Consider the following 20,458-nt stretch of genomic DNA (forward strand, 5'->3'; position numbering starts at 1 on the left):
CGAAACCGAGACCATCAACGAGGACGGCCAGGCCGCCGGCACCGTGGCCGACGCCACCTCCGATGTCGACGGCGACACCCTCACCCACGCCGTCACCGGCGCGCCCGCCGACGGCACGGTCACCATGGCGGCCGACGGCAGCTACACCTACACACCGGACGCCGATTTCAACGGCACCGACAGCTTCACCTACACCGTCGAGGACGGCAATGGCGGCTCCGACAGCGCGGACGTCACCATTTTCGTTTCCGCGGTTGATGACGCACCGGTTGCACAGGATGAATCCGTTTCGCTTGACGAAGACAGCAGTGTCACCGGTCAACTGGATGCCGATGACATCGACAACAATAACGCCGGGATCACCTTCGCGGTAAATGGTGCCACTCCGGCCGGCCTTACGGTGAACGCGAACGGCAGCTACACGTTCGATGCCTCCGTTTCCGACTACCAGGATCTGGCCGACGGAGAGACGGAGAGTTCGACCCTCGACTACACCGCTACCTCGAACGGCCTGACCGATACCGGCACCATCGCAATCACCGTAACCGGGACCAATGACGCTCCCGAAATCAGCATCGGGCTTGGCGATTACGGCGGCATAACCATCGCCGAGACGGATGGCGGCCTGACCGGGGCGGGCACGCTGAGCGTTCTGGACGTCGACCGCGCCGACACGGTCAACGCCACGATTACCGGCGTGACGGTCACAGGCACTGGCAGTGGGCCCGGACTTCCCGGGCTTGCGACGCTGCAGACAATGCTGAGCCTCTCTCCGGGTCCGGCGATCGGCCCGACCGACACGTCGGACACCATCACATGGAGTTTTGACAGCGGCGGCGAGGCTTTCGATGTCCTTTCAGTCGGGCAATCCGTGGTACTGACTTACGATATCGAGGCGGAAGACAATCACGGCGGCACAGACACGCAAACGGTGAGTGTGCAAATCAACGGCACCAATGACGCGCCGGTCGCGCAAGACGATTTGACCGTCACGGATGAGGATACGGTGCTGACGGGCAACCTCTTCGACGACAACACCGCCGGGGTGGATGCAGACCCGGATGGCGATGGTTTCACGATCCATACCGTGGACGGCGCCCCGCCAGTCTTCGGCACGGCGGTTACGCTTGCCTCCGGCGCGACCCTGACCCTGCAGGCCAACGGCGATTTCACGTTCGATCCGCGCGGGGCCTTCGATTTTGTTCCCACCGGCGGGTCCAGCGCCGACGGGATAGATTACACCGTCATCGACAGTAACGGCGCGGTGTCCAACGAGGTGCGCGCGAATTTTTCGGTCACCGGCCTCGATGACGCGCCGGTAATCTCGGTCGCGGATTTCCCGCCTGTCGACGAGGGCGATACCGGCGTGCTGTCCAACGTGACCTTTGATCCGTCCACGGTTCTGACTGCCAGTGATGCCGATAACGGGGAAACCCCGCAGATCGACCCAGGCTCGCTTTCGATCGCTGCGGCGGGGGACAGCGACACCACCAACACCGCGCCCTTCAGCATCGGCGCGACCACGGCTGTCGTGGACACGGCCAATTACGATTCCCTCAAGGCAGGTGAGTCCGGCCGTTTCATCCTGTCCTTCGATGTCGTTTCAGGTGCGCAAATTTCGACCCACAGCTCCGTCATGGAGATTGAAGGTGTCAACGACGCGCCGGTGGCCAATGGCGAATTCGAGCTTATCGACGAGGACGACGAGGCCGCCGGCACCGTGGCCAACGCCACCTCCGATGTCGACGGCGACACCCTCACCCACGCCGTCACCGGCGCGCCCGCCGACGGCACGGTCACCATGGCGGCCGACGGCAGCTACACCTACACCCCGGACGCCGATTTCAACGGCACCGACAGCTTCACCTACACCGTCGAGGACGGCAATGGCGGCTCCGACAGCGCCACCGTCACCATTGTCGTTTCCCCGGTCAATGACGCGCCGGTGGCAGAAAACGTTCTTGTCGAAGGCGACAATAGCGGGGATATTGCCGGCGCCATCCCGATCACCGATCCGGACGACACCACCTTCAGCTTCACCTTCCCGAACGGCGGGCCTTCTAAAGGCAGCATCGCCTTTGCTTCGGACGGCAGCTTCACCTACACGCCGAACGCCGGTGAAACCGGGTTCGATGATTTCGAGGTGCAGGTGTCCGATGGCGAAGACAGCACGACCGTGGACCTGACCGTCGAGCTAGAGCAGGACGGCGGGACACAGGCCAGCGAGGGCAATGTCGGCCTGGGCATCAATCTTGAAACGGGGCAGGACGATCCGGCCGGCAGCGCGCGCGTGGAACGCTCTGCAACACCCATCAACATCATGTTCGCTCTGGATGAATCCGGCAGCATCGGCTCGGGAAATTTTGGCACGATAATAGACGCCGTGAAGGATGCGCTAATCGAATTGCGCAGCAAATTCAGCGGAACGCAGACGCAGGTGGATGTCAAGTTTGTTGCCTTTGACACCAGCGCGACATCATCCGCGACCTTCGATCTTTTTGACAATGTGGACAACAGCGGCGATTTCGATGCCGAGGAAGCGCTCGATGTCATCGAGGCAAACTATAATGGGGGCGGGACGAACTTCCAGCCTCCGCTCTCGGAGGCCGAAACCTTTCTTGCCGGGGAACCGAATAACGAGGCGAACTTCCTCTACTTCGTGACGGATGGCCAGCCCGGCGACACAACAAGCATCGGACCGGCACTCGAGTCCCTGCGCACGGCGGTACCGGATCTTGACATCCAGACCTTCGGGATAGGATCAAGCTTTGACCCTACGGTCCTGGAGGACACCTACACCGAGAACGGAACCGATTACGCCTTTGACAGCGACGGAACCACCGTGGTGATCAACAACGCGACCGAGCTTGGCGCCGCGATCCAGAACACCCCGCTCTTCACGGCCGAGCTTGTCTCGTTCGAGTTGACACTGACAAGCGACGGGGTGGATCACGGCGTCATCGCCGACGATACCAGTGACGGTTTCGATGCGCAGGGGCTCGACTTCCTGCTGCCCTTTGCCTCGATCGACGGGATCGAAGGGTTGCTCGGTGATCAGAACGATTTCGTGGCCACCACTGTCTTTGATCTCGACGGTGACCTTGTTGGAACAACCGGCGATCAGATCACCATCGTCGAAGCCGGGCGCCTCACACGGCCCGATAACGCTGTGACGCTGAACGGGAACCAGGGTGACGACCTTCTGCTTGGCGGCACGGCCGCGGACACGCTTGACGGCGGCGACGGCAATGACCTCCTGATCGGCGGCGGCGGCAATGACAGCTTGCTGGGCCGCGCGGGGGACGACCTCCTCGTGCTGGGCGCACCGGCGGGCACGGTTGAGGCCGATGGCGGCACGGGGCGCGACACGCTGAAATTCGACATGGCGGGCGATCTGACAAGCGATGTGCTGCCCACACTGACCATCACCGATATCGAGGCGCTGGACATGGAGAACGGTCATGCCGACAACAGCCTGTCCCTGACACTGGCAGATATCGAAGGGCTGTCGTCCGAGCGGGATACCGAACTCGAGGAACTTCTGGGCGGCGCCCTGCCCGACCCTGACAGCGCCACGGTCTATGGCGATTCCGGTGATGATCTTGAGCTGACGACCCCGTCAGGGGGGACGATCACGACGAACTCGCCCGGGCCAGGGCCGGTCACCGACGGCAACGGCACGACCTTCGATATCTACCAGTTCTTGGACGGCTCCAACACGCTGCTGGCCACGCTGGCCGTGGATGATGACGTGAACGTGGTGGTCGCCTGACCGCCCGATCCGGTTTCGCACCTCCACGTCCCGGCTTCGCCGGACGGGTGCTCGGCGCCGGGCTGTGGCGACGGCCCACCCGCGAAGGCGGCCATCGCCGGATGTGATCCCGCGGCGCGGCCGATCAGAACCGGAAGGTGCCGCGCAGTTGCACGGTGGTCGCCTCGACATCCGTTGTGCCGGTGAAATTGTCGAATTCGTGGTACAGGACCTCGCCACCGACGGTGAACTGTTCGGTCACGAAATGCTCGTACCCGCCACCGATGAAATAGCCGTCATCGTCACCAGCCACATCCGTATCGGCCCAGGCATAACCGCCGGTGCCGTAAATCAGGCCGCTTCCGATCTTGTAGCCGCCGCGCAGCTTGGCGCGGAACACCTCCTCGACGTCCAGGCCGCCGACACTGATATCGGCAAAGTCGTAATCCAGGCCGCCGCCGATGACCCAGCCATTGCCGAGGTCGTGATCGTAACCGCCGACGATACCGCCGATAACGTCATCGCCGCTGCCTCCGGGGCTGAGATCGACATCGCCATACCCGATCTGACCACCGGCGTAAAAGCCGGTCCAGTCGGGGCTTGAAGCAACGACCGGCGCAGGCTCCGAGATGACGGGATCGGGCTCCGGCGTCTCTGCCGAACCTGCGACAACCGGTGCGGCAAGAACCGCGAAGGCAGTGGCGGCAAACGGGGTTTTCATATTCATGTCATGTTCCTTCCTGAATTCTGTCCTGTCGGTTCCGGCATCGGGTCGCCTGACGGGGTCGTTTCGGATCGACCGCCCGGGTCCCCTGCATGCGTTTCCCGCTGGGTCGAAACTGTGTCGGCGATGGCGGGGGATCAAGGATCGGGCCGGTCGCGGCCGGTCAAGAAGAGGTGACCAACCCCTGTTTCAGCGGAGTTTCACCGATCCGCATGTCACCGCTGCCGACTGGTCCGGGACAACGCCACCCGCAAGCCCCTTGTGCCCGGGCAGATCGGATCCGGCACGGCACCCACCCTTCCCGTCAATGACAGGATCGAACACCACCGGCCTTCCGGGTCGTGTTGGGTTCGTTCTGAGACGGTTCTGGCGGGGGGCGGGCGACTCCGATCCGGCGCAACAGGTTTTACCGCACCCCGATCTCGGCAAGCGCGGCGGAAAGTTCCGCCGGCAGGCTGTCCTCGTCCGCGCGGGGGCCGGCAAGATCGGCCGGTGCGTCCTCGGGCTGAAGATAACGCCAGCCCTGGAAGGGCCGGCGCCGGGCGGTTGCTGTCGGGATCACCTCCGGATCGAGAACGAAGCCACAACGGCGCACGCCGTCATCACCCGTCACCTCGTCAAACCTGAGAAGTTTCTGCCGGCACTGCACGACCCCCTGCACCACCCAGTAGATCGAGCCGCCATCCAGTATTTCGGCCGCCCGGCGTGGCCACATGCGGGTAATGTGCCGCGGCAGACCGTCCGCACCACGGGCACGCGCTTGCTTCTGCCACGCGACAATGCTTTCGACGCTGTCGGATCCGACGCTCAGCTTGATGAGATGCAATTTCGACACTGTCATTCCCCCTGAACATATTTTGTAGTGGTTCACGGAGATTCGGCAACCAATTGTGGAACCCCGTGACTTGCGCTATGATGTCATGCTCCCGCCAGGAACAAAGAGTCACCGCCATGGCCCCTTTTACCGCCCCCATTGCCGAGCAGATCTGGAACATGAAATACCGCTTCCCGGCGGATCGCAGCGTCGAGGACAGCTGGCGCCGCGTGGCCCGCGCCCTGGCGGCCGTGGAGGCCGCGCCGGCGGACTGCGAGGAACGGTTCTACCGGGCACTGGAGGATTTCCGGTTCCTGCCAGCGGGCCGAATTGTCGCCGGTGCGGGCACCGGGCGCAACGTGACGCTGTTCAACTGCTTCGTCATGGGGACCATTCCCGATGACATGGGCGGGATTTTCGATGCCCTCCGCGAGGCGGCGCTGACCATGCAGCAGGGCGGCGGGATCGGCTATGACTTCTCCACCATCCGGCCGCGCGGGGCGGGCGTGAAGGGTGTGGGCGCCGATGCCTCGGGACCGCTCAGTTTCATGGATGTCTGGGACGCGATGTGTCGCACGATCATGTCCGCGGGTTCGCGCCGCGGCGCGATGATGGCCACCATGCGCTGCGATCATCCCGACATCGAGGATTTCGTCGCCGCCAAGTCCGATCCGGCGCGCTTGCGAATGTTCAACCTGAGCGTCCTGGTCACGGATGCCTTCATGGCCGCGGTGAAGGCGGACGGGCCGTGGGATCTTGTTTTCGACGGCAAGGTCTACAGCACCATTTCCGCCCGCGACCTCTGGAACGCGATCATGAAGGCGACTTACGATTATGCCGAACCGGGGGTGATCTTCATCGACCGGATCAACGCGATGAACAACCTGCAATACGCGGAAGAGATCGCCGCCACCAATCCCTGCGGTGAACAGCCCCTGCCCCCCTACGGCGCCTGCCTGCTCGGCAGCATCAACCTCGCGAGGCTGGTGCGCGACCCGTTCGGTGACGGCGCGGCCATCGACGACCGCGAACTCGACGATCTGGTCATGACCGCCGTACGGATGATGGACAATGTCGTTGATGTCAGCCGGTTTCCCCTCGAGGCGCAGGCGCAGGAGGCGCAGGCCAAGCGCCGCATCGGGCTCGGGGTGACGGGGCTGGCCGACGCCCTGCTGATGTGCGGGCTGCGCTACGGCTCGGACGCGGGCGCGGCCCAGACTGCCGAGTGGCTGCGGCGGGTGGCCCGCGCGGCCTACCTCGCATCTGTCGAACTGGCGCGCGAAAAGGGACCGTTCCCACTGTTCGACCGCGAGGCCTTTCTGGCCTCGGGCACGATGGCCCGCATGGACGAGGATGTGCGCGAGGCGGTGGCGAAACACGGCATCCGCAATGCGCTGCTGACCTCGATCGCGCCCACCGGCACGATCAGCCTCTATGCCGGCAACGTGAGCTCCGGGATCGAGCCGGTCTTCGCCTACTCCTACACCCGCAAGGTCCTGCAGAAGGACGGCACGCGCACCGAGGAGGAGGTGGTTGACTACGCGGTGCAGGTCTGGCGCGAGAAATTCGGGCAGGACGCCGACCTGCCGGACCATTTCGTCAACGCGCAGACGCTTGAACCGCACGCGCACGTGAAGATGCAGGCGGCGGCGCAGGAATGGGTGGACAGCTCGATCTCCAAGACCATCAACGTGCCCGCCGATATCGGCTTCGAGGCGTTCAAGGACGTCTACATGCAGGCCTGGGACATGGGCTGCAAGGGCTGCACGACGTACAGGCCGAACGAGGTGACGGGAAGCGTTCTGAGTGTGGGGGAGGACAAGAAAGCGGAACCGCTGGTCGAGAGGCTGGAAAGGCTGATGGCCGCGCGTGATATAAACGCGAGGCAACTCGCCGAGTCTGCTGGGCTTAACCCGACGGCCATATACGACATTCTGAAAGGCAAGTCGGCTTCTCCAAAACTTTCGACCCTCGAAAAGATCGCTGCGGCACTGAAGACAGGGGTCGAAAGCTTGGTCAACGACCCGCCCGACGGCACCGCCGGGCAGCCCCCGGCCGCCCCCCCGGGCGGGGGCTTCACCCCCCCCCGCGGCCGGGCGCTGCCCTCGGAATCAGAGAGCCAACCCGAGGATCTCGCCGCCGGGTATGACAATGGCGACGTCATCTACATGTCCGAACCGCTGGAACGGCCCGCGGAGCTGGAGGGTGCCACCTACAAGCTCAAGTGGCCCGACAGCAACCACGCCATCTACCTAACTGTCAACGACATCGTCCTCAACGGTCACCGCCGTCCCTTCGAAGTATTCATCAACTCCAAGAACATGGAGCATTTCGCCTGGACGGTGGCGCTCACCCGGATGATCTCGGCGGTGTTCCGCCGCGGCGGCGACGTGAGCTTCGTGGTCGAGGAGCTCAAGGCGGTCTTCGATCCGCGCGGCGGGGCGTGGATGAACGGCAAGTACATTCCGTCGATCCTCGCCGCGATCGGCGGCGTGCTGGAGCAGCACATGATCACCATCGGCTTCCTCGAGGGCGAGGGCCTCGGCCTCAAGCAGGACCCCACGGCGGATGTCGTGAACCTCGACCCGCCCCTCGGCCCCGCCTGCCCGGCCTGCGGACAGTACGACATGCGCATGATAGAAGGCTGCATGACCTGCGCCAGCTGCGGCCATTCCAAGTGTCAATAGCTGTCACAACACGAACAGTGTAGGACCCACCAAAAAATGACCATTTATGGGGGTTTTTGTCCACTATGACACGGCATTCGTGTCCATCGGCGCCTCGGAATTTTCGAAAATATAGGTAAATCAATGGGTTGTTGGATCTGTCGTCTGGCGGCCCATGGCGTCCCTGAACGCACCGTCCCGGTTCGGCGTCTCCCTTGACCGGGAACGCAGTTCCGACGCACGGATAGCCCCAAGACACCCGGGGTCTTTTCTTCCAATACGCCTGCCGCGGCCTGCGCCGCCGGCAGGGCGGCGTGGCGGCGCTTGCCGCGCGCCGAGCCAGAAAGGACTCCCCTCATGCCCAAGCTGCCCTTCCTTCTTACCCGGCTCGACAAAGACATCCCCGATGTCGCAGACGTCTCGGCCCGGTTGCGCCGGCACCTCATGCGCCTGCGCGGCCACCCATTCTTCGAGTCGGACATCGAGGCGTTCCAGCGCGCGATGGACGCAATCACCGATGACGATGTGGCTCGCTTCCATGCGCGTGCGCAGGCCTATGTCGAGCGCGCCCGCGCGGCCTCGGGCACCGCTCACCTGAAGCGTGAAGAAAAGCAGCGACTCGCGGCGATCAAGGACGGGGTCCGCGCGATGACCGTCGCGACCGAGGCGCGGGCCGACGAGATCGCCGCCGACATCCATACGCGGATGCCCTGGATGGCCCCGGCGACCGAGGTCGCCTGGCACGCGATGCGCCGCTGTGCGCAGGAGGGCGCGCCGGTCTTCCGGCTGCCGCCGATGCTCCTGGTCGGCCCGCCGGGGATCGGGAAAAGCCATTGGTCACGCGCCCTGGCCGCTGCGCTCGGCGTGCCGACCTCGTTGGTCGACGCGGCGGCGGAGGCGGCGAGCTTCGTGATCGCCGGTGCGCAGCGCGGTTGGGGAAACGCGGGCCCGGGCAAGCCGCTGGACACGATACTGAACCACCGCGTTCTGAACCCCATCGTGGTCGTCGACGAAGTCGAGAAGGCGGGGGCCGTGCGCGATACCGGCGGCAACCGCCACAACCTGACCGAGGCGCTGCTCGCGCTGATGGAGCCGGTCTCGGCGGCCCGCTGGGAATGCCCGTTCTACCGCGTGCCGTTCGACATGTCCGGGATCGGCTGGATCATGACCGCGAACAGCCGCAGGGGCCTGCCCGAGCCGCTATTGAGCCGCTGCCCGCCGCTGGTGCTCCCGGCGCTGACCCTGTCGGACCTCATCGGCTTCGCGCAGCGCGAGGGCGTGGCCCGGGGCCTGACCGCCCCGGCGCAGGACGCGGTCATCGAGACCCTCCAGCACCACCGCGACCGCGCCGACGCCCTGAGCCTGCGCGTGGTCCAGCGGATGCTCGACAGGGCTGAGCAGATGGAACGGCGGCCGGTGTTGAATTGAGTGGAGGATGCCGCCGGGAGGGCCGGGACGCCTCGGAATACGGACTTCCGGCCCACTCCCAGCTCAACCGGATGGCGGCTTTTCTGCTGGAAGGACCTGAGCCCATGGCCGAAGTGACCTTCGAAATGTGCGGCACCGTGTTCGTCTACGATTTCGAGAAAGGCAATCACTGTACCGCCTGAGGCAGTCATCTACCATGTGTTGTGATGATGTGATATCTAACATCTAATTGCTGATAGATTGATCATCGCAATCTGTGCATGCATTTTGGAAAGGTGCCATCATTTGATCCTAACCGACAACGAAACGAAGGTGGATCTCCTCAATAACGAGGCCATCGCCAAGACGATTATCGACCTACTCGCAAAACGGCCCGAGGAGGCCGTCACGATCGGCGTGCATGGCGATTGGGGTGCGGGCAAATCGAGCATATTGGAGATGATCGACGACACGCTGCGCAACGATGAAGACGTTCTTTGCATCAAATTCAACGGCTGGCGTTTCCAAGGTTTCGAAGATGCGAAGATCGCGCTCATAGAGGGCATCGTTACCGAACTGATCGAGCAGCGATCCCTCGGCACCGAGGCGGCCGAGGCAGTCACGAATATTTTCAAGCGAATCGACTGGCTCAAAGTCGCGCGGCATGGAGGCGGTCTGGCCTTCACGGCTCTGTCAGGGATTCCGACACACGACCAGATACGCGCAGCTGTAGGCGGAGTGAAGAGCCTTCTCGCGGATCCGGGTGAGCTCGCAACGAGAGAGAATTACGATGCCGTGGTCAACGGCATAGATGGCTTGTTGAAGCCCGATGAATCGAAGCGTCTGCCCGAAGAGATTGGGGCGTTCCGGAATGCTTTTAACGAATTGCTGAATAAAGCCGACGTCAAGCAACTCGTCGTGCTGATCGACGATCTGGATCGGTGTCTGCCTGATATCGCGATCGAGACATTGGAGGCGGTCCGCTTGTTCGTGTTCACAGATCGGACGGCGTTCATCGTGGCGGCGGACGAGGCCATGATCGAATATTCAGTCCGCAAGCATTTCCCCGAACTACCCGATACGACGGGTCCGCGCGACTACGCGCGTAACTATCTCGAGAAGCTGATCCAGGTACCGTTCAGAATACCGGCTCTGGGTGAGACCGAGACTCGCATCTATGTGACACTCTTGCTGATCGGCGCGGAACTCGGCGAAGCTCATGAAGACTACGGAAAGCTGATCGCAGTTGCGCGAAAGCAGCTCGAGAGACCGTGGGAAGCCGGCGGCCTTGACGCGGCGACGGTGAAGGAGACGCTGGGAGACCTAGGCACCGGGGTGACCAACGCACTGACACTCAGCGATCAGATCGGTCCAATCCTTGCGAGCGGAACGCAGGGCAATCCGCGACAGATCAAGCGGTTCCTGAACACCCTGCTTTTGCGCAACCAGACCGCGCAGGCCCGAGGGTTTGGTCGTGATGTGCGACTGCCGGTGTTGGCGAAGCTCATGCTCGCGGAACGGTTCATGTCGCGCTTGTTCGACCAGATTGCGACGGCGGCGGCGAAGGATGAATATGGACGATGTGAGGATCTTGCACGTTTGGAGGCCGATGACCCACCTGCCGAGAAACCGAAGAAGAAGGCCACAAAGGGCCCCGAAATCTCGCACTTGGACAATCCTCGGAAGAAATCGGAACCAGATCTGGACAGCGTAATGCTCGCCGAATGGAAAGGGTCGGATGTGATCCGGTCCTGGGCGAAGCTGTCTCCGAAGATCGGGGAGGAAGATTTACGGCCCTATCTGTTTGTCGCGAAGGATCGGAAGGACTACTTCGGCGCTGCATCGGTACTCGGACGCTTGAGCGCGGTGGTTGAAAAGTTGATGGGCTCGAAGCTCGCGGTCCAGGCCCAAGAGGGAGAGTTGAGGCAGCTGGCGCCAGCCGAAGCGGGACAAGTCTTCGAAGAACTGCGGGGCCGCATTATGGGCGGGGATTCGTTTGAGACGGAGCCGGCTGGGGTGGCGGGAATAACGGTCCTCGTTCGCGCACACGATATCCTGCAGACGAATCTCCTCGACATGCTCGAGAGCTTACCTGCCAATCGTTGCGGCCCCTGGGTCGCTTCGGGTTGGACGGGGGTAATCCAAGGTAGCGAATTCGTTGCTCGTTTCGATCGCCTCCTCGCCGACTGGGCAGAGAACGGGTCCCCAACCCTCAAGGCGGCCGCGAGCACAGCGACACGCACAAGCAAGAGGAGGCGCTGATGGGCACGTCGAATGCATTCGGAGGGGCGTCTGGCGGTACACCTCTGGTCCCGAGTTGGTTGGAAGGCGACGGAGATGGTGGGGCCGATGGGGATGCGCCCGGTGGGGATGCCGCGCCCACCGATGAAATAAATGGCGACGCGCCTGTAGCCACTCCTGGAGTGCCGCCCGCCGCGCCCGCGGATCGGCAGCCAGTGGTTCCGGCCCCGACCAGCGATAGGTTTCGGTCGGCGCGCAGCAATTTCACGCGGTTCGCTGGTTCGGGTGGGAGCGACAGACGCAGTCTCGGTCGGGCGATGTCACAATATGTGTCGCGATCATCTGGCGGTGCCGGGTCCGCTGCACGTCGCATGGGATCGTCCCGCAGCACCGCATCAGGCATAGTCAGCTTCTTGGGAAATGCCCGTGCGAACGGTGTCCGAGAGGCTTTGCGATCGCTTAATCTCGAAAGCCTTGCTGGTCGTCCGGTGGAAGAGGTATTCGCCGGATTGGCGGATTACATCTGCCCAGACGGGGGATCGATCGATGAAGGCATCGCCCGTGACGCGTTCATCGAGACCATCGCCGATCTTGCAGACGCAGGCATTACCGATATTGATGGTCTGACATCGGAACAGATCCAGACGGTCTTCGAGCTTTACGCTTCGCACACTATCGAGGCGCGCATTTGCAACGACATCGGCGCGCGGGTCGTGACGATGCCATCCGATGCCCGGACGGTGGAACGGATCGAGGCGCAATTGTCGGAGTTTATACAGCGAGGCGTGACCGATGCGGTAAATGCGGCAGCGGTCGACATCGGCGCACTCTCGCAAGATCAGGTCTCAGGATTCGTGGACAGCGTGTATGAGGCGGCTTTCGAGATGCTTGAAGCACTTGGAGAAAGCGAGGCCCAGGCATGAGACGGCACCTATTGATCGGACACTTCGGGTCGGAGGACGACGTCGGCATCCCTGCGGCCAGCGATGAGATTGTGTCGAAACTCGACCTCTTGGTCGGCGACCGTCTCGGACACGGGATCGGCTACGCCCTGTCAGACATGGAGAAATTGAACCTCGGACCGAGCGAGGTAGCGGTCGATCTAATGGTGCTGGCCGCTCACATTCATGCCGCTGACACGCGCCTCGCGCGGAGCACGGAATCGCAAGATGGCTGGTCGCGAGAGATCAGGTTGGTCGTGCCGGTCAGCGATCCGAATCTCTGGACCCGGTCGGCGAGTATCGTAAAGCGCGCGCTCGACTTCCTGACGGGCGATCGGTGGCAAATCGGTTTCAGGGCACGACCCGCGGCCCAAGAAATGCTTGCGAAGCCACGACCGAAACCGTTGCTCCCGGTGCCGTTCGACGCGATCAATCTATTCTCCGGCGGCCTCGACAGTTTGATTGGCGCGATCGACACCCTCGAAGCGGGTGGTGCGCCTTTGCTTGTGAGCCATGCCGGTGAAGGTGCGGTCAGCAAATCTCAGGAAGATTGTTATGAGGTCTTGAAAACGGCGTATCCGGATGCCGAATTCGATCGACTGCGTATCTGGATGACGTTTGGGGACGGGCTGATCGACGGTGTGGAGTCCGAAAGCACCACGCGCGGGCGATCTTTTTTGTTCTTCTCGCTGGGCGTGGCAGCAGGCACCGGTCTGGGTAAGGAATTCGTCATGCGCGTGCCCGAAAACGGCCTCATCGCTTTGAACGTTCCGCTTGATCGACTGCGATTAGGCGCGTTGAGCACGCGCACTACGCATCCCTTCTACATGGCTCGATGGAACGAACTCCTAGACGTGCTCGGGATTGATGGCGTGCTGGTTAATCCCTATTGGGATAAAACCAAAGGCGAGATGGTGAAAGAATGCACCAATCGCATTGCCCTCGACGCGGCTACTGGACATTCACTGTCATGTTCATCCCCTGCAAAGGCGCGTTGGAAGGGAAAATCGCAAGGGCATTGCGGTTATTGCCTTCCCTGCCTGATCCGAAGAGCATCGCTTGATGGGAACGACCCCACCCAATACGGCGTCCAGGATCTTACGGAAAGTACGCTGGATACGCGCCAAGCCGAAGGACAGCAGGTCCGATCATTCCAATTGGCGATAGGCCGATTGGCGCGTCGACCCGAATTGGCGCGAATGATGATCCACAAACCCGGCCCATTGTCCGACTATCCCGACAGAATTGCTTCCTATGCGGACGTCTATCGCCGAGGGTTAGAAGAGGTCGGCAAGATATTGGATGGCGTCAAGACGGCATCATCATGACCTATCGCCGAACCGCACAATTGGTCGATTTCCATTGCCACCTTGACCTCTACCCCGATCACGCCGCAGCGGTAGCGCAACGCGAACGGGAGTGCGTTTTCACACTAACTGTGACAACGACGCCGAAAGCATTCCCGCGCAATAAGGAATTGGCGGATCGCACGCATTATGTGAGGGCCGCACTCGGACTACATCCGCAGCTTGTCGCCGATCGCGCACAAGAACTCCTGATTTGGAAAGAGTATCTCCCGTCAACGCGATACGTGGGTGAAGTCGGTTTGGACGCGGGACGACGGTTTTATAGCTCGTTCGAACAGCAGAAGTCCGTCTTCGCAGAAGTCTTGAGTGCATGTGCCATCGCTGGCGACAAGATAATCTCGGTCCATAGCGTCCGCTGTGCGAAAGTCGTCCTTGATATGATTGAGGCAAAACTACCCGTCGGGAGCAGCCGCGTCGTGCTTCATTGGTTCACCGGATCCGCTGCAGAGGCACGCCGGGCCGCAGAGATGGGGTGCTTCTTTTCGATAAATGCCGAAATGCTACGCAACGAGCGATCTGCAAGGCTTGTACATTCACTCCCCAAGGGCCGTATCCTGACAGAGACAGACGGTCCTTTTACTCGTGGAGAAACGAGTGGAGGAGCGCCAGCTGACGTGAAGCCTGCGCGTGACGGTCTAGCAAAGCTGTTCAGCTGGGAGCATGAGGAGGTGGACGTATGCCTTAACGAAAACTTGCGGGCACTCCTCAGTTGAATATCGCCTATTTTGTGCATACCGGCTTTTGAGCAATTTCCCATCACACATTGGGGCTCCTCTGAAAGCACGAGCCAAAATAGACTTATACTGAACATGAGGGACTTCAAATTTTGGCGAGTAGATAATGATTTATTCGTCTGCGAATGTCCGGTTGCGGTTATTCTGGAGCTCAGCAACTAGCCGATTTCATCTTGCTGGTCCGGGAGGTGAAGAGAGAGCTGCATAGCGCACAGGGCGATCCCTTTCTGGCCTATCGCGGCCCCTTCGTTCCGAACGCGCTGACCCGGCCGGACGGCTTGGTGCCGGACCCCAAGGCGCTGGAGACGCTTGGCGTCGGTGAGGGAGAGAAGTATTTCGGGGGCTGAGCCGGACCAGTGAAGGGCCACCGGATCACGCCCCGAAGGAACGACACCGCGAAACGCCGACGCCGGGCCCGGGCGACTCTGTGTCGGAGCAGGGAAACCACTCCGTCCGCAATGCGGATGCGCCAGAGCGCAAGGCGGGCGAGAAGCGCCCACCTACGTTGCCGTCTCGGCGCATGATCAATGTGTCCTTCGAAACCCCTTGAGCTTGATGCGAGCGGGCATGGTATCCGCTGCCACCTCCTTGACGTCTTCGTCTATGGAAGTGTTTTCTTCTTCCAATACAGGGTCGACTGACATGCGGGTGTATCTCCCGAGACGGCCATACGGGTATCCGGTGAGAATCGCGATCATCGTGGGCATGGCTGGCTCCACGTCGCTTTCCTCGATACCAAACGTAGCCGCGAGATATCTCTGGAACAGTTCAGCGTCGCCGTTTGCCTCGTCGAAAACCTCGTTTATTCGTTGCCATGTACGTGTGAAAACCGGACGTAGAGCGATGCCAGCAAGCGCATGGTCCCCGCGGAGTATGACCTCATTCAACCACTCGAGGGTATCCGTTTCTTCCCGTTTTACGCTCGGCCCGTAGGTGTCGAGGACTTCCGCAGTTTTCTCCATGGTCAGTCGCGTTGCGATGGGGCGTGCGGTGCGCAGGACGAAAATTTCACGTGAACGCATCCGTGGAGGGTTGGCGGCGAGGATTTCTGATACGTTGGCGGCGAGGTTCTGCATGAAATCCGCGGGACTGGACGGGTCTTTTTCCGGAAGCGCAGGCACGCCGGTATTCTCAAGGTAGGTATGCCGGTCGAAACGCCGATGCGCGTCGAGGGAAGCAACCACTTGATCCAAGTGCGCGATGGCGGTCCGGTAGTGTGCGCCGGATGCCCGTGAGACGGTGCCCTGCCTTATGCTCGAAATCAGGTCGCCTATGGTTTCAATGCCATGTCGGCGCAGTGCTCGCGCTGCGCGTCCGATCTGAAGGTGCCGAAGCGGAATGCTGCGATCAGCCTCGGACAAGGTCAAGAGTCGGGGATCTAGTCGCGTGGCATCGCCGAAAGCGGAGGTGGTCATGACCTCGCCGGTAATCACCGTCGCGATGAGGGGCAGGTGTTCAAGTAGGATGGCACGATCAGCGCCCCATATTTCGATCAGACCGTCTACCAAGGCAGCGAACGTGATGTCCTCTTCCGCATCCGCGAAGTGCGTAGCTGCCCGTTTCCAGTAATCGGCGAATTCGGGACGGAAATGGACTTCCAGATGCGCGTAATCATCGTTGACAAGGCCGGCTGCGAGCGCTGAGAGCAGCTTGGCTTCCTTTTGACGAACCCTCTCTCGCGTGATCGGCTCAGGCAGGGATGAACCTATGTCTTCAAGCGTTTCGCGATGGTGAGGGGGTTTTGAAATCCGACCCGCGATGATCTTCTGCAACACAGGGTCATGAAGCGTTTGTCCGAGTTCGCCGAGCGTGACGCCGACCATAGCGGCAAAGCTGTTTCCGTCTAGTGCCACATTGTCAACCGGGAGGAGGGGGATATCGATCGCATCACAATATCGGTCCCAATCGATGTTGCCGGCCTCGTCCTGCGCGTCCTGCAGACTTTGCAGCGATTTTTCGATCTTCCGCACAGTGCTTCGCCCCATACCCGGCAAAGCGATCAGAGTACTTGACCCGACTGCCGCAAGGTCGCCTACATTCCGGTATCCGGCGGCTATCAGCGCTTTGGTCTTGGCGCCGGCGTGCAGGACCCCTATTCCCAAACCCAAGACTTCCTCGTGAAATTCGTATGCCATCGTTGCCTTGACGGTGTCCCGAGCGCCGTTGTCACCGTCGACACCGAGCGGAAATCTCGAAGAAAGTGATCCAGCAGAAAGCTGCCCCTCTCGGAGGCCGTATACCAAGTCGACAAGCCTGCTGAAAAAATCTGCACGTTTCTTGCCGCCCATGCCGGCGACGTCCCCGATCCCGGACCGAAGACCCTCGGCCAGAGCACCGAGCGTGTCATAACCGGCTCTGGCCAACATGGCCCCGGCGTTCCCGAAGCTTTCCCTGTTGATTGCGCAGACCGGGGTGTTCTCATCGAATTCCTCCAACTCATGGCACGTCAAACACATTTCGTGGAACTCGAACCCTCTGGCTTCCCAATAGGCATACCAGTCCGGACCCGCCGGTGAGCTTACCGAAGCGAGGGTATTGAGGGCATCAAGCGTGCGATGGAATTCGGGTGCAGAATATCCTTGGCTTCCGATGAAGTGGATCAAGTCGGCCACGTTTCTTATGCCTTGCTCGCGCAACGCATCCTTGGTTCCCGAAGGTATCTGCAAGTATTCTACCGGATACCTCTCTGCGCGGGCGACGAGGAACGGGAAACCTGTCAACTTGACGCCCGACATCAATGCACGCGCCGCCACCCTCTGAGGCGGAGCCTTGTGGGGGGCGCTTGGTCTTCTTGATCAGTTACTTCTTCAGCACGCACAATCCGGATCCGGTACTCTGACTGGTCCTGATCCCGGCTGATCTCGAACGCATCTCCTGCTCGCGCTCCCCGCGCCCGAAACCAAGCGGTCATATGGGTGATGCGATACTCGTTCCGTGTCCCATTCTCGTCATGCAACTTGTTGTTGTAGTAGACAAACCTGAAGCGGTGAACCTCGCCGTCTTCATCAGTGCAAGTGATCCAAGCGTCGGGGTTCTTCACATCCGGGTTCAGTGCTGGAAGGAACGACAGCAGGTCGGTTTCACCCTTAGGAATCAGAACACCCGCCTGATGTCCCCCTGTCGCGCCGACATCGTTGGAACTCAGGTTCTTTCTGAAGGCCGTTCTAGTCATGGTTTCCCCGGCTGAATCGCTAGCGCCCGATCAATATCTTCTCGATCCCGCGTGGCCAGCGGCATTATCTCGTTCCCAAGTTCTTGTTTCCAAGCCGATCGGTCAAGCATCACCCTTTCCACCGTGTCTTCGTAGAAGAGTCGATAAACCGTGACCGGCAGGGTCTGGCCTCTGCGATGCGCCCTCGCACTCGCTTGGGCCTCGAGTGCCGGGTTCCAAACTGGTGTGTAGTGGATGACGATTGTTGCTGCGGTTATGTTCAACCCCGCGCCGGCGGCCTTCGGATTGAGTATCAAGCAGCCCGGCCCGTTATGAGCGGTGAATTCGTCAATTATTGTCTGGCGGTCAGATTGATCTGTGCTGCCGTTGATCGCGCCCCAGAAGGCTTCGGGCAGCCCTTTGGCGGCCTCACGGATGAGGTCTCCGATGCGATTGAACAACGCGAAAATGATCACCTTCCTACCGTTCGCGAAAGCCTCGTGAAGGAGCTCGATGGTACGTTGCATCTTGGGGGTCATCAGCGACTGGCCGGACGAGCGGTCCAACTCGGCGAATTCACCGTCAACGTCTTCCATTCTGGTCTGTCGAAGCCATGGATGCGCGCAGACGAGTTGTAACTGAAGCGTTGCGACCAAGGCGCCGGCTACAGGGTAACGTTCCAGCGTTTCTTCCCTGACCGCCCGGTAGTGATCAACAAGACCCTCATCCAGATCCAGTGGAAGATCGATGTCGATCCTTTCGGGCAAGTCGTCGGCAACGTCGGATACCCGGCGCTTCAAGATCACCGGATCCGTTATCCTGCCAAGTTCGGCTGCCGCCTCGAGGGAGTCCGGATGGTCCGTTTCGAATTCTCTGCGGGTTCCGAGCAGACCCGGGATCGCAAAATCAGTGAGCGACCAGAGGTCGAGAAGAGTATTCTCTACAGGTGTGCCGGTCATGGGTATCGCTTTCCGGCGTGGAATGGACGCAATCGCCTTGCGTCGGTTTGAATCCGGGTTTTTGATCGCTTGTGCCTCGTCACAAATGACCCACGACCACTCAAAGGCCGAGAAGAGCGCGATGTCATTGACCATCGTGTCATAGGTCGTGATCACCATATTGCTTTGTTGAAGGCCGCGAAATACGCCTGTCCTAGAAGGTCCACGATGGACATGGATCGATAGCGATGGACCGAATTGACCGATCTCACGAACCCAGTTCGCAATAAGGCTGGTCGGACAGACCACAAGCGCTGGTGCGCTTTCCGGCGGTTTATCCATCAAAAGCAAGGCTATGATCTGTAGGGTTTTCCCCAAACCCATCTCGTCGGCGAGGATCAGGCCGCTTGTGTTCTTCAGCGTGCGCCGCATCCATTCCACACCCTTCGCTTGGTAGGGGTATAGAGTCGCTTGGAGTTTGGGTATTTCAACGGTGCCCGGAAGAGGTGCCGCAGCCTCGGTTCCGGATGTCTGAAATCCCTCTGTCGCCGAGACCGGTAGGTTTCCTGTTTCGTCACGTAGAAGATCAATGGCCGCCTTGAACGCGAGGTTCTCGGGATCCGAGCCGCCCAACATGGATTTGAAGATATCGGGGGCGTCAGCTGGAAGAGGTCGCAGAACGTCCCCGTCCTTGACCCAGGCATGTTCATACGACGGAGTGTCCAGTAGCCGACGACGCCCTTTTACCGTTCTAACACCGACGAGTCGGGCGTTTATGTTGCCGTCGAGACGATCGATCCGCACTTCGGCATCGAGGATGCGATCCGAGATTGAAAAGCCGCTCGGCGGGGAATTCATCAAGTCCCTGAAAGACGTGGGTAACTTCTCAAGTTCAAGCATGCCCGGCCTCCTCCATGTATGCGGCCAGCTCATGGGGCGTTAGGGGCCACGGACGGCGCGTATGCACGGCTCGGTGACAGTTGGGACAGAGCGGTATGAGGTCCGTTTCCGGATCATATGGGCGTGGGTGTTCAAGCATTGAAACCGGTTCCAGGTGGTGCACCTCGAGGATGCTGCCAGCATGACCGTACCTGCTCTCAGGGTCTAATCCACAGCAACCGCAGTAGGCGCCGTGAATTCGCAGACAGAGAAGCCGGTTTCGAGGGTTGCGTTCTCGTCGGGAAACGGTCGCCCGGCTCAAGCCGCCTTCGACTTCGGGGGTGAGAGAGGCGGACGGGTCCTCGACAACGTCGTATCCGATCAGTTCAGCCATGGCCGCCATGAGCGGAATGATCACCTCCCGGCAGGTCTCGGTGAGGGACTCATCCTCGTGAGGCAGGGTATGATCGTGCCGATAACGCGCCTCGATGCGAAAACCGCCATCTTGTACAAGCCACTCGTCAACCGATTGCCCGGGGATATCAATTTCCGCTGACCGTGCGACCGATTTCACGAGGGAACGGGCGAGTTGAATGTCCTCCGGGCTCGCATCGGAAATCTGTTCCAGTACTTGGGCCGAGAAAGATCCGAACCCAAGGCTGACGCCGTGGGATTTCAATCCATGCGGCTTCAGCTCCGCGACAGGGCCGCGCTTTTCGTCCAGATCGTTGAACCAGATGCGCAAGCCCTTGCGCCTTCCCGTTTCCAGCGCTCGGACAGCGATGGCCGCGCCGGTTCCTTGAGCCAACGCATCCGCGATGAGGTCAAGCTTCCGGGCGAGCACC

Annotated in this window: 15 protein-coding genes; 9 read left to right on the forward strand and 6 right to left on the reverse strand. The window is 61.0% G+C overall.

What is annotated here, in order from left to right:
• Positions 1-3,772: tandem-95 repeat protein (locus DQW77_RS18635; RefSeq protein WP_113259156.1), on the forward strand; the 3,772-nt coding region annotated here is incomplete at its 5' end.
• Positions 3,773-3,896: 124 nt separating this feature from the next.
• Here DQW77_RS18635 and DQW77_RS15625 read toward each other — a convergent pair.
• Positions 3,897-4,478, reverse strand: a complete 582-nt coding sequence (locus tag DQW77_RS15625) for an outer membrane protein (protein WP_113259157.1) — start codon at positions 4,476-4,478, stop codon at positions 3,897-3,899.
• A 403-nt stretch (positions 4,479-4,881) separates the two neighbouring features.
• Positions 4,882-5,316, reverse strand: a complete 435-nt coding sequence (locus DQW77_RS15630; RefSeq protein ID WP_113259158.1) for a DUF1489 family protein — start codon at positions 5,314-5,316, stop codon at positions 4,882-4,884.
• A gap of 110 nt (positions 5,317-5,426) precedes the next feature.
• Between DQW77_RS15630 and DQW77_RS15635 the strand changes: the two genes are divergently transcribed.
• The 8 genes from DQW77_RS15635 (at position 5,427) to DQW77_RS18275 (ending at position 14,992) form a co-directional block, all read left to right on the forward strand.
• Positions 5,427-7,976 (forward strand): adenosylcobalamin-dependent ribonucleoside-diphosphate reductase, encoded by a 2,550-nt coding sequence (locus tag DQW77_RS15635; protein ID WP_113259159.1) that lies wholly within the window; start codon positions 5,427-5,429, stop codon positions 7,974-7,976.
• A gap of 336 nt (positions 7,977-8,312) precedes the next feature.
• Positions 8,313-9,383: an AAA family ATPase gene (locus tag DQW77_RS15640; protein WP_113259160.1), complete on the forward strand. Its 1,071-nt coding sequence runs from the start codon at positions 8,313-8,315 to the stop codon at positions 9,381-9,383.
• Positions 9,380-9,565, forward strand: a complete 186-nt coding sequence (locus DQW77_RS18080) for a hypothetical protein (RefSeq protein WP_147094990.1) — start codon at positions 9,380-9,382, stop codon at positions 9,563-9,565. Before DQW77_RS15640 ends, DQW77_RS18080 begins: the two co-directional genes overlap by 4 nt.
• Before the next feature lie 103 nt (positions 9,566-9,668).
• The gene (qatA, locus tag DQW77_RS15645; protein WP_113259177.1) at positions 9,669-11,624 is read left to right on the forward strand and encodes a Qat anti-phage system ATPase QatA; all 1,956 of its coding nucleotides are present in this window, start codon (positions 9,669-9,671) and stop codon (positions 11,622-11,624) included.
• Positions 11,625-11,920: 296 nt separating this feature from the next.
• A complete protein-coding gene (qatB, locus tag DQW77_RS18385) occupies positions 11,921-12,526 on the forward strand; it encodes a Qat anti-phage system associated protein QatB (RefSeq protein ID WP_309301323.1) in 606 nt (201 codons plus the stop codon).
• A gap of 11 nt (positions 12,527-12,537) precedes the next feature.
• Entirely contained in the window at positions 12,538-13,872 is a 1,335-nt protein-coding gene (gene qatC, locus DQW77_RS15655) for a Qat anti-phage system QueC-like protein QatC (protein WP_258523881.1), read from the forward strand.
• Positions 13,869-14,624, forward strand: coding sequence for a Qat anti-phage system TatD family nuclease QatD (qatD, locus tag DQW77_RS15660; protein WP_113259163.1), 756 nt, complete (start codon positions 13,869-13,871; stop codon positions 14,622-14,624). The genes qatC and qatD overlap by 4 nt, the downstream gene beginning before the upstream one ends.
• 209 nt (positions 14,625-14,833) lie before the next feature.
• Positions 14,834-14,992 (forward strand): hypothetical protein, encoded by a 159-nt coding sequence (locus DQW77_RS18275; protein WP_181711303.1) that lies wholly within the window; start codon positions 14,834-14,836, stop codon positions 14,990-14,992.
• A 177-nt stretch (positions 14,993-15,169) separates the two neighbouring features.
• On the opposite strand, the gene DQW77_RS15670 is transcribed toward DQW77_RS18275, so the two are convergent.
• The 4 genes from DQW77_RS15670 to DQW77_RS15685 are packed head-to-tail and all read right to left on the reverse strand — an operon-like array spanning position 15,170 to position 20,457.
• Positions 15,170-17,380 (reverse strand): helix-hairpin-helix domain-containing protein, encoded by a 2,211-nt coding sequence (locus tag DQW77_RS15670; protein WP_113259165.1) that lies wholly within the window; start codon positions 17,378-17,380, stop codon positions 15,170-15,172.
• Positions 17,380-17,817: an EcoRII N-terminal effector-binding domain-containing protein gene (locus tag DQW77_RS15675; protein ID WP_113259166.1), complete on the reverse strand. Its 438-nt coding sequence runs from the start codon at positions 17,815-17,817 to the stop codon at positions 17,380-17,382. The genes DQW77_RS15670 and DQW77_RS15675 overlap by 1 nt, the downstream gene beginning before the upstream one ends.
• A complete protein-coding gene (locus DQW77_RS15680; protein WP_113259167.1) occupies positions 17,814-19,634 on the reverse strand; it encodes a DEAD/DEAH box helicase in 1,821 nt (606 codons plus the stop codon). The genes DQW77_RS15675 and DQW77_RS15680 overlap by 4 nt, the downstream gene beginning before the upstream one ends.
• Positions 19,627-20,457: an HNH endonuclease gene (locus tag DQW77_RS15685; RefSeq protein WP_113259168.1), complete on the reverse strand. Its 831-nt coding sequence runs from the start codon at positions 20,455-20,457 to the stop codon at positions 19,627-19,629. The genes DQW77_RS15680 and DQW77_RS15685 overlap by 8 nt, the downstream gene beginning before the upstream one ends.
• Position 20,458 lies beyond the last annotated feature (1 nt).

Source organism: Roseovarius sp. TE539 (assembly GCF_003298505.1).
GTDB lineage: Bacteria > Pseudomonadota > Alphaproteobacteria > Rhodobacterales > Rhodobacteraceae > Roseovarius.

Coding starts and splice junctions, on each gene's coding strand:
- DQW77_RS15680 (WP_113259167.1), bottom strand. CDS start 19,634: ATGCTTGAACTTGAGAAGTTACCCACGTCTTTCAGGGACTTGATGAAT.
- qatB (WP_309301323.1), top strand. CDS start 11,921: ATGTCACAATATGTGTCGCGATCATCTGGCGGTGCCGGGTCCGCTGCA.
- DQW77_RS15625 (WP_113259157.1), bottom strand. CDS start 4,478: ATGAATATGAAAACCCCGTTTGCCGCCACTGCCTTCGCGGTTCTTGCC.
- qatD (WP_113259163.1), top strand. CDS start 13,869: ATGACCTATCGCCGAACCGCACAATTGGTCGATTTCCATTGCCACCTT.
- DQW77_RS15670 (WP_113259165.1), bottom strand. CDS start 17,380: ATGTCGGGCGTCAAGTTGACAGGTTTCCCGTTCCTCGTCGCCCGCGCA.
- DQW77_RS15635 (WP_113259159.1), top strand. CDS start 5,427: ATGGCCCCTTTTACCGCCCCCATTGCCGAGCAGATCTGGAACATGAAA.
- DQW77_RS15640 (WP_113259160.1), top strand. CDS start 8,313: ATGCCCAAGCTGCCCTTCCTTCTTACCCGGCTCGACAAAGACATCCCC.
- DQW77_RS15630 (WP_113259158.1), bottom strand. CDS start 5,316: ATGACAGTGTCGAAATTGCATCTCATCAAGCTGAGCGTCGGATCCGAC.
- DQW77_RS15675 (WP_113259166.1), bottom strand. CDS start 17,817: ATGACTAGAACGGCCTTCAGAAAGAACCTGAGTTCCAACGATGTCGGC.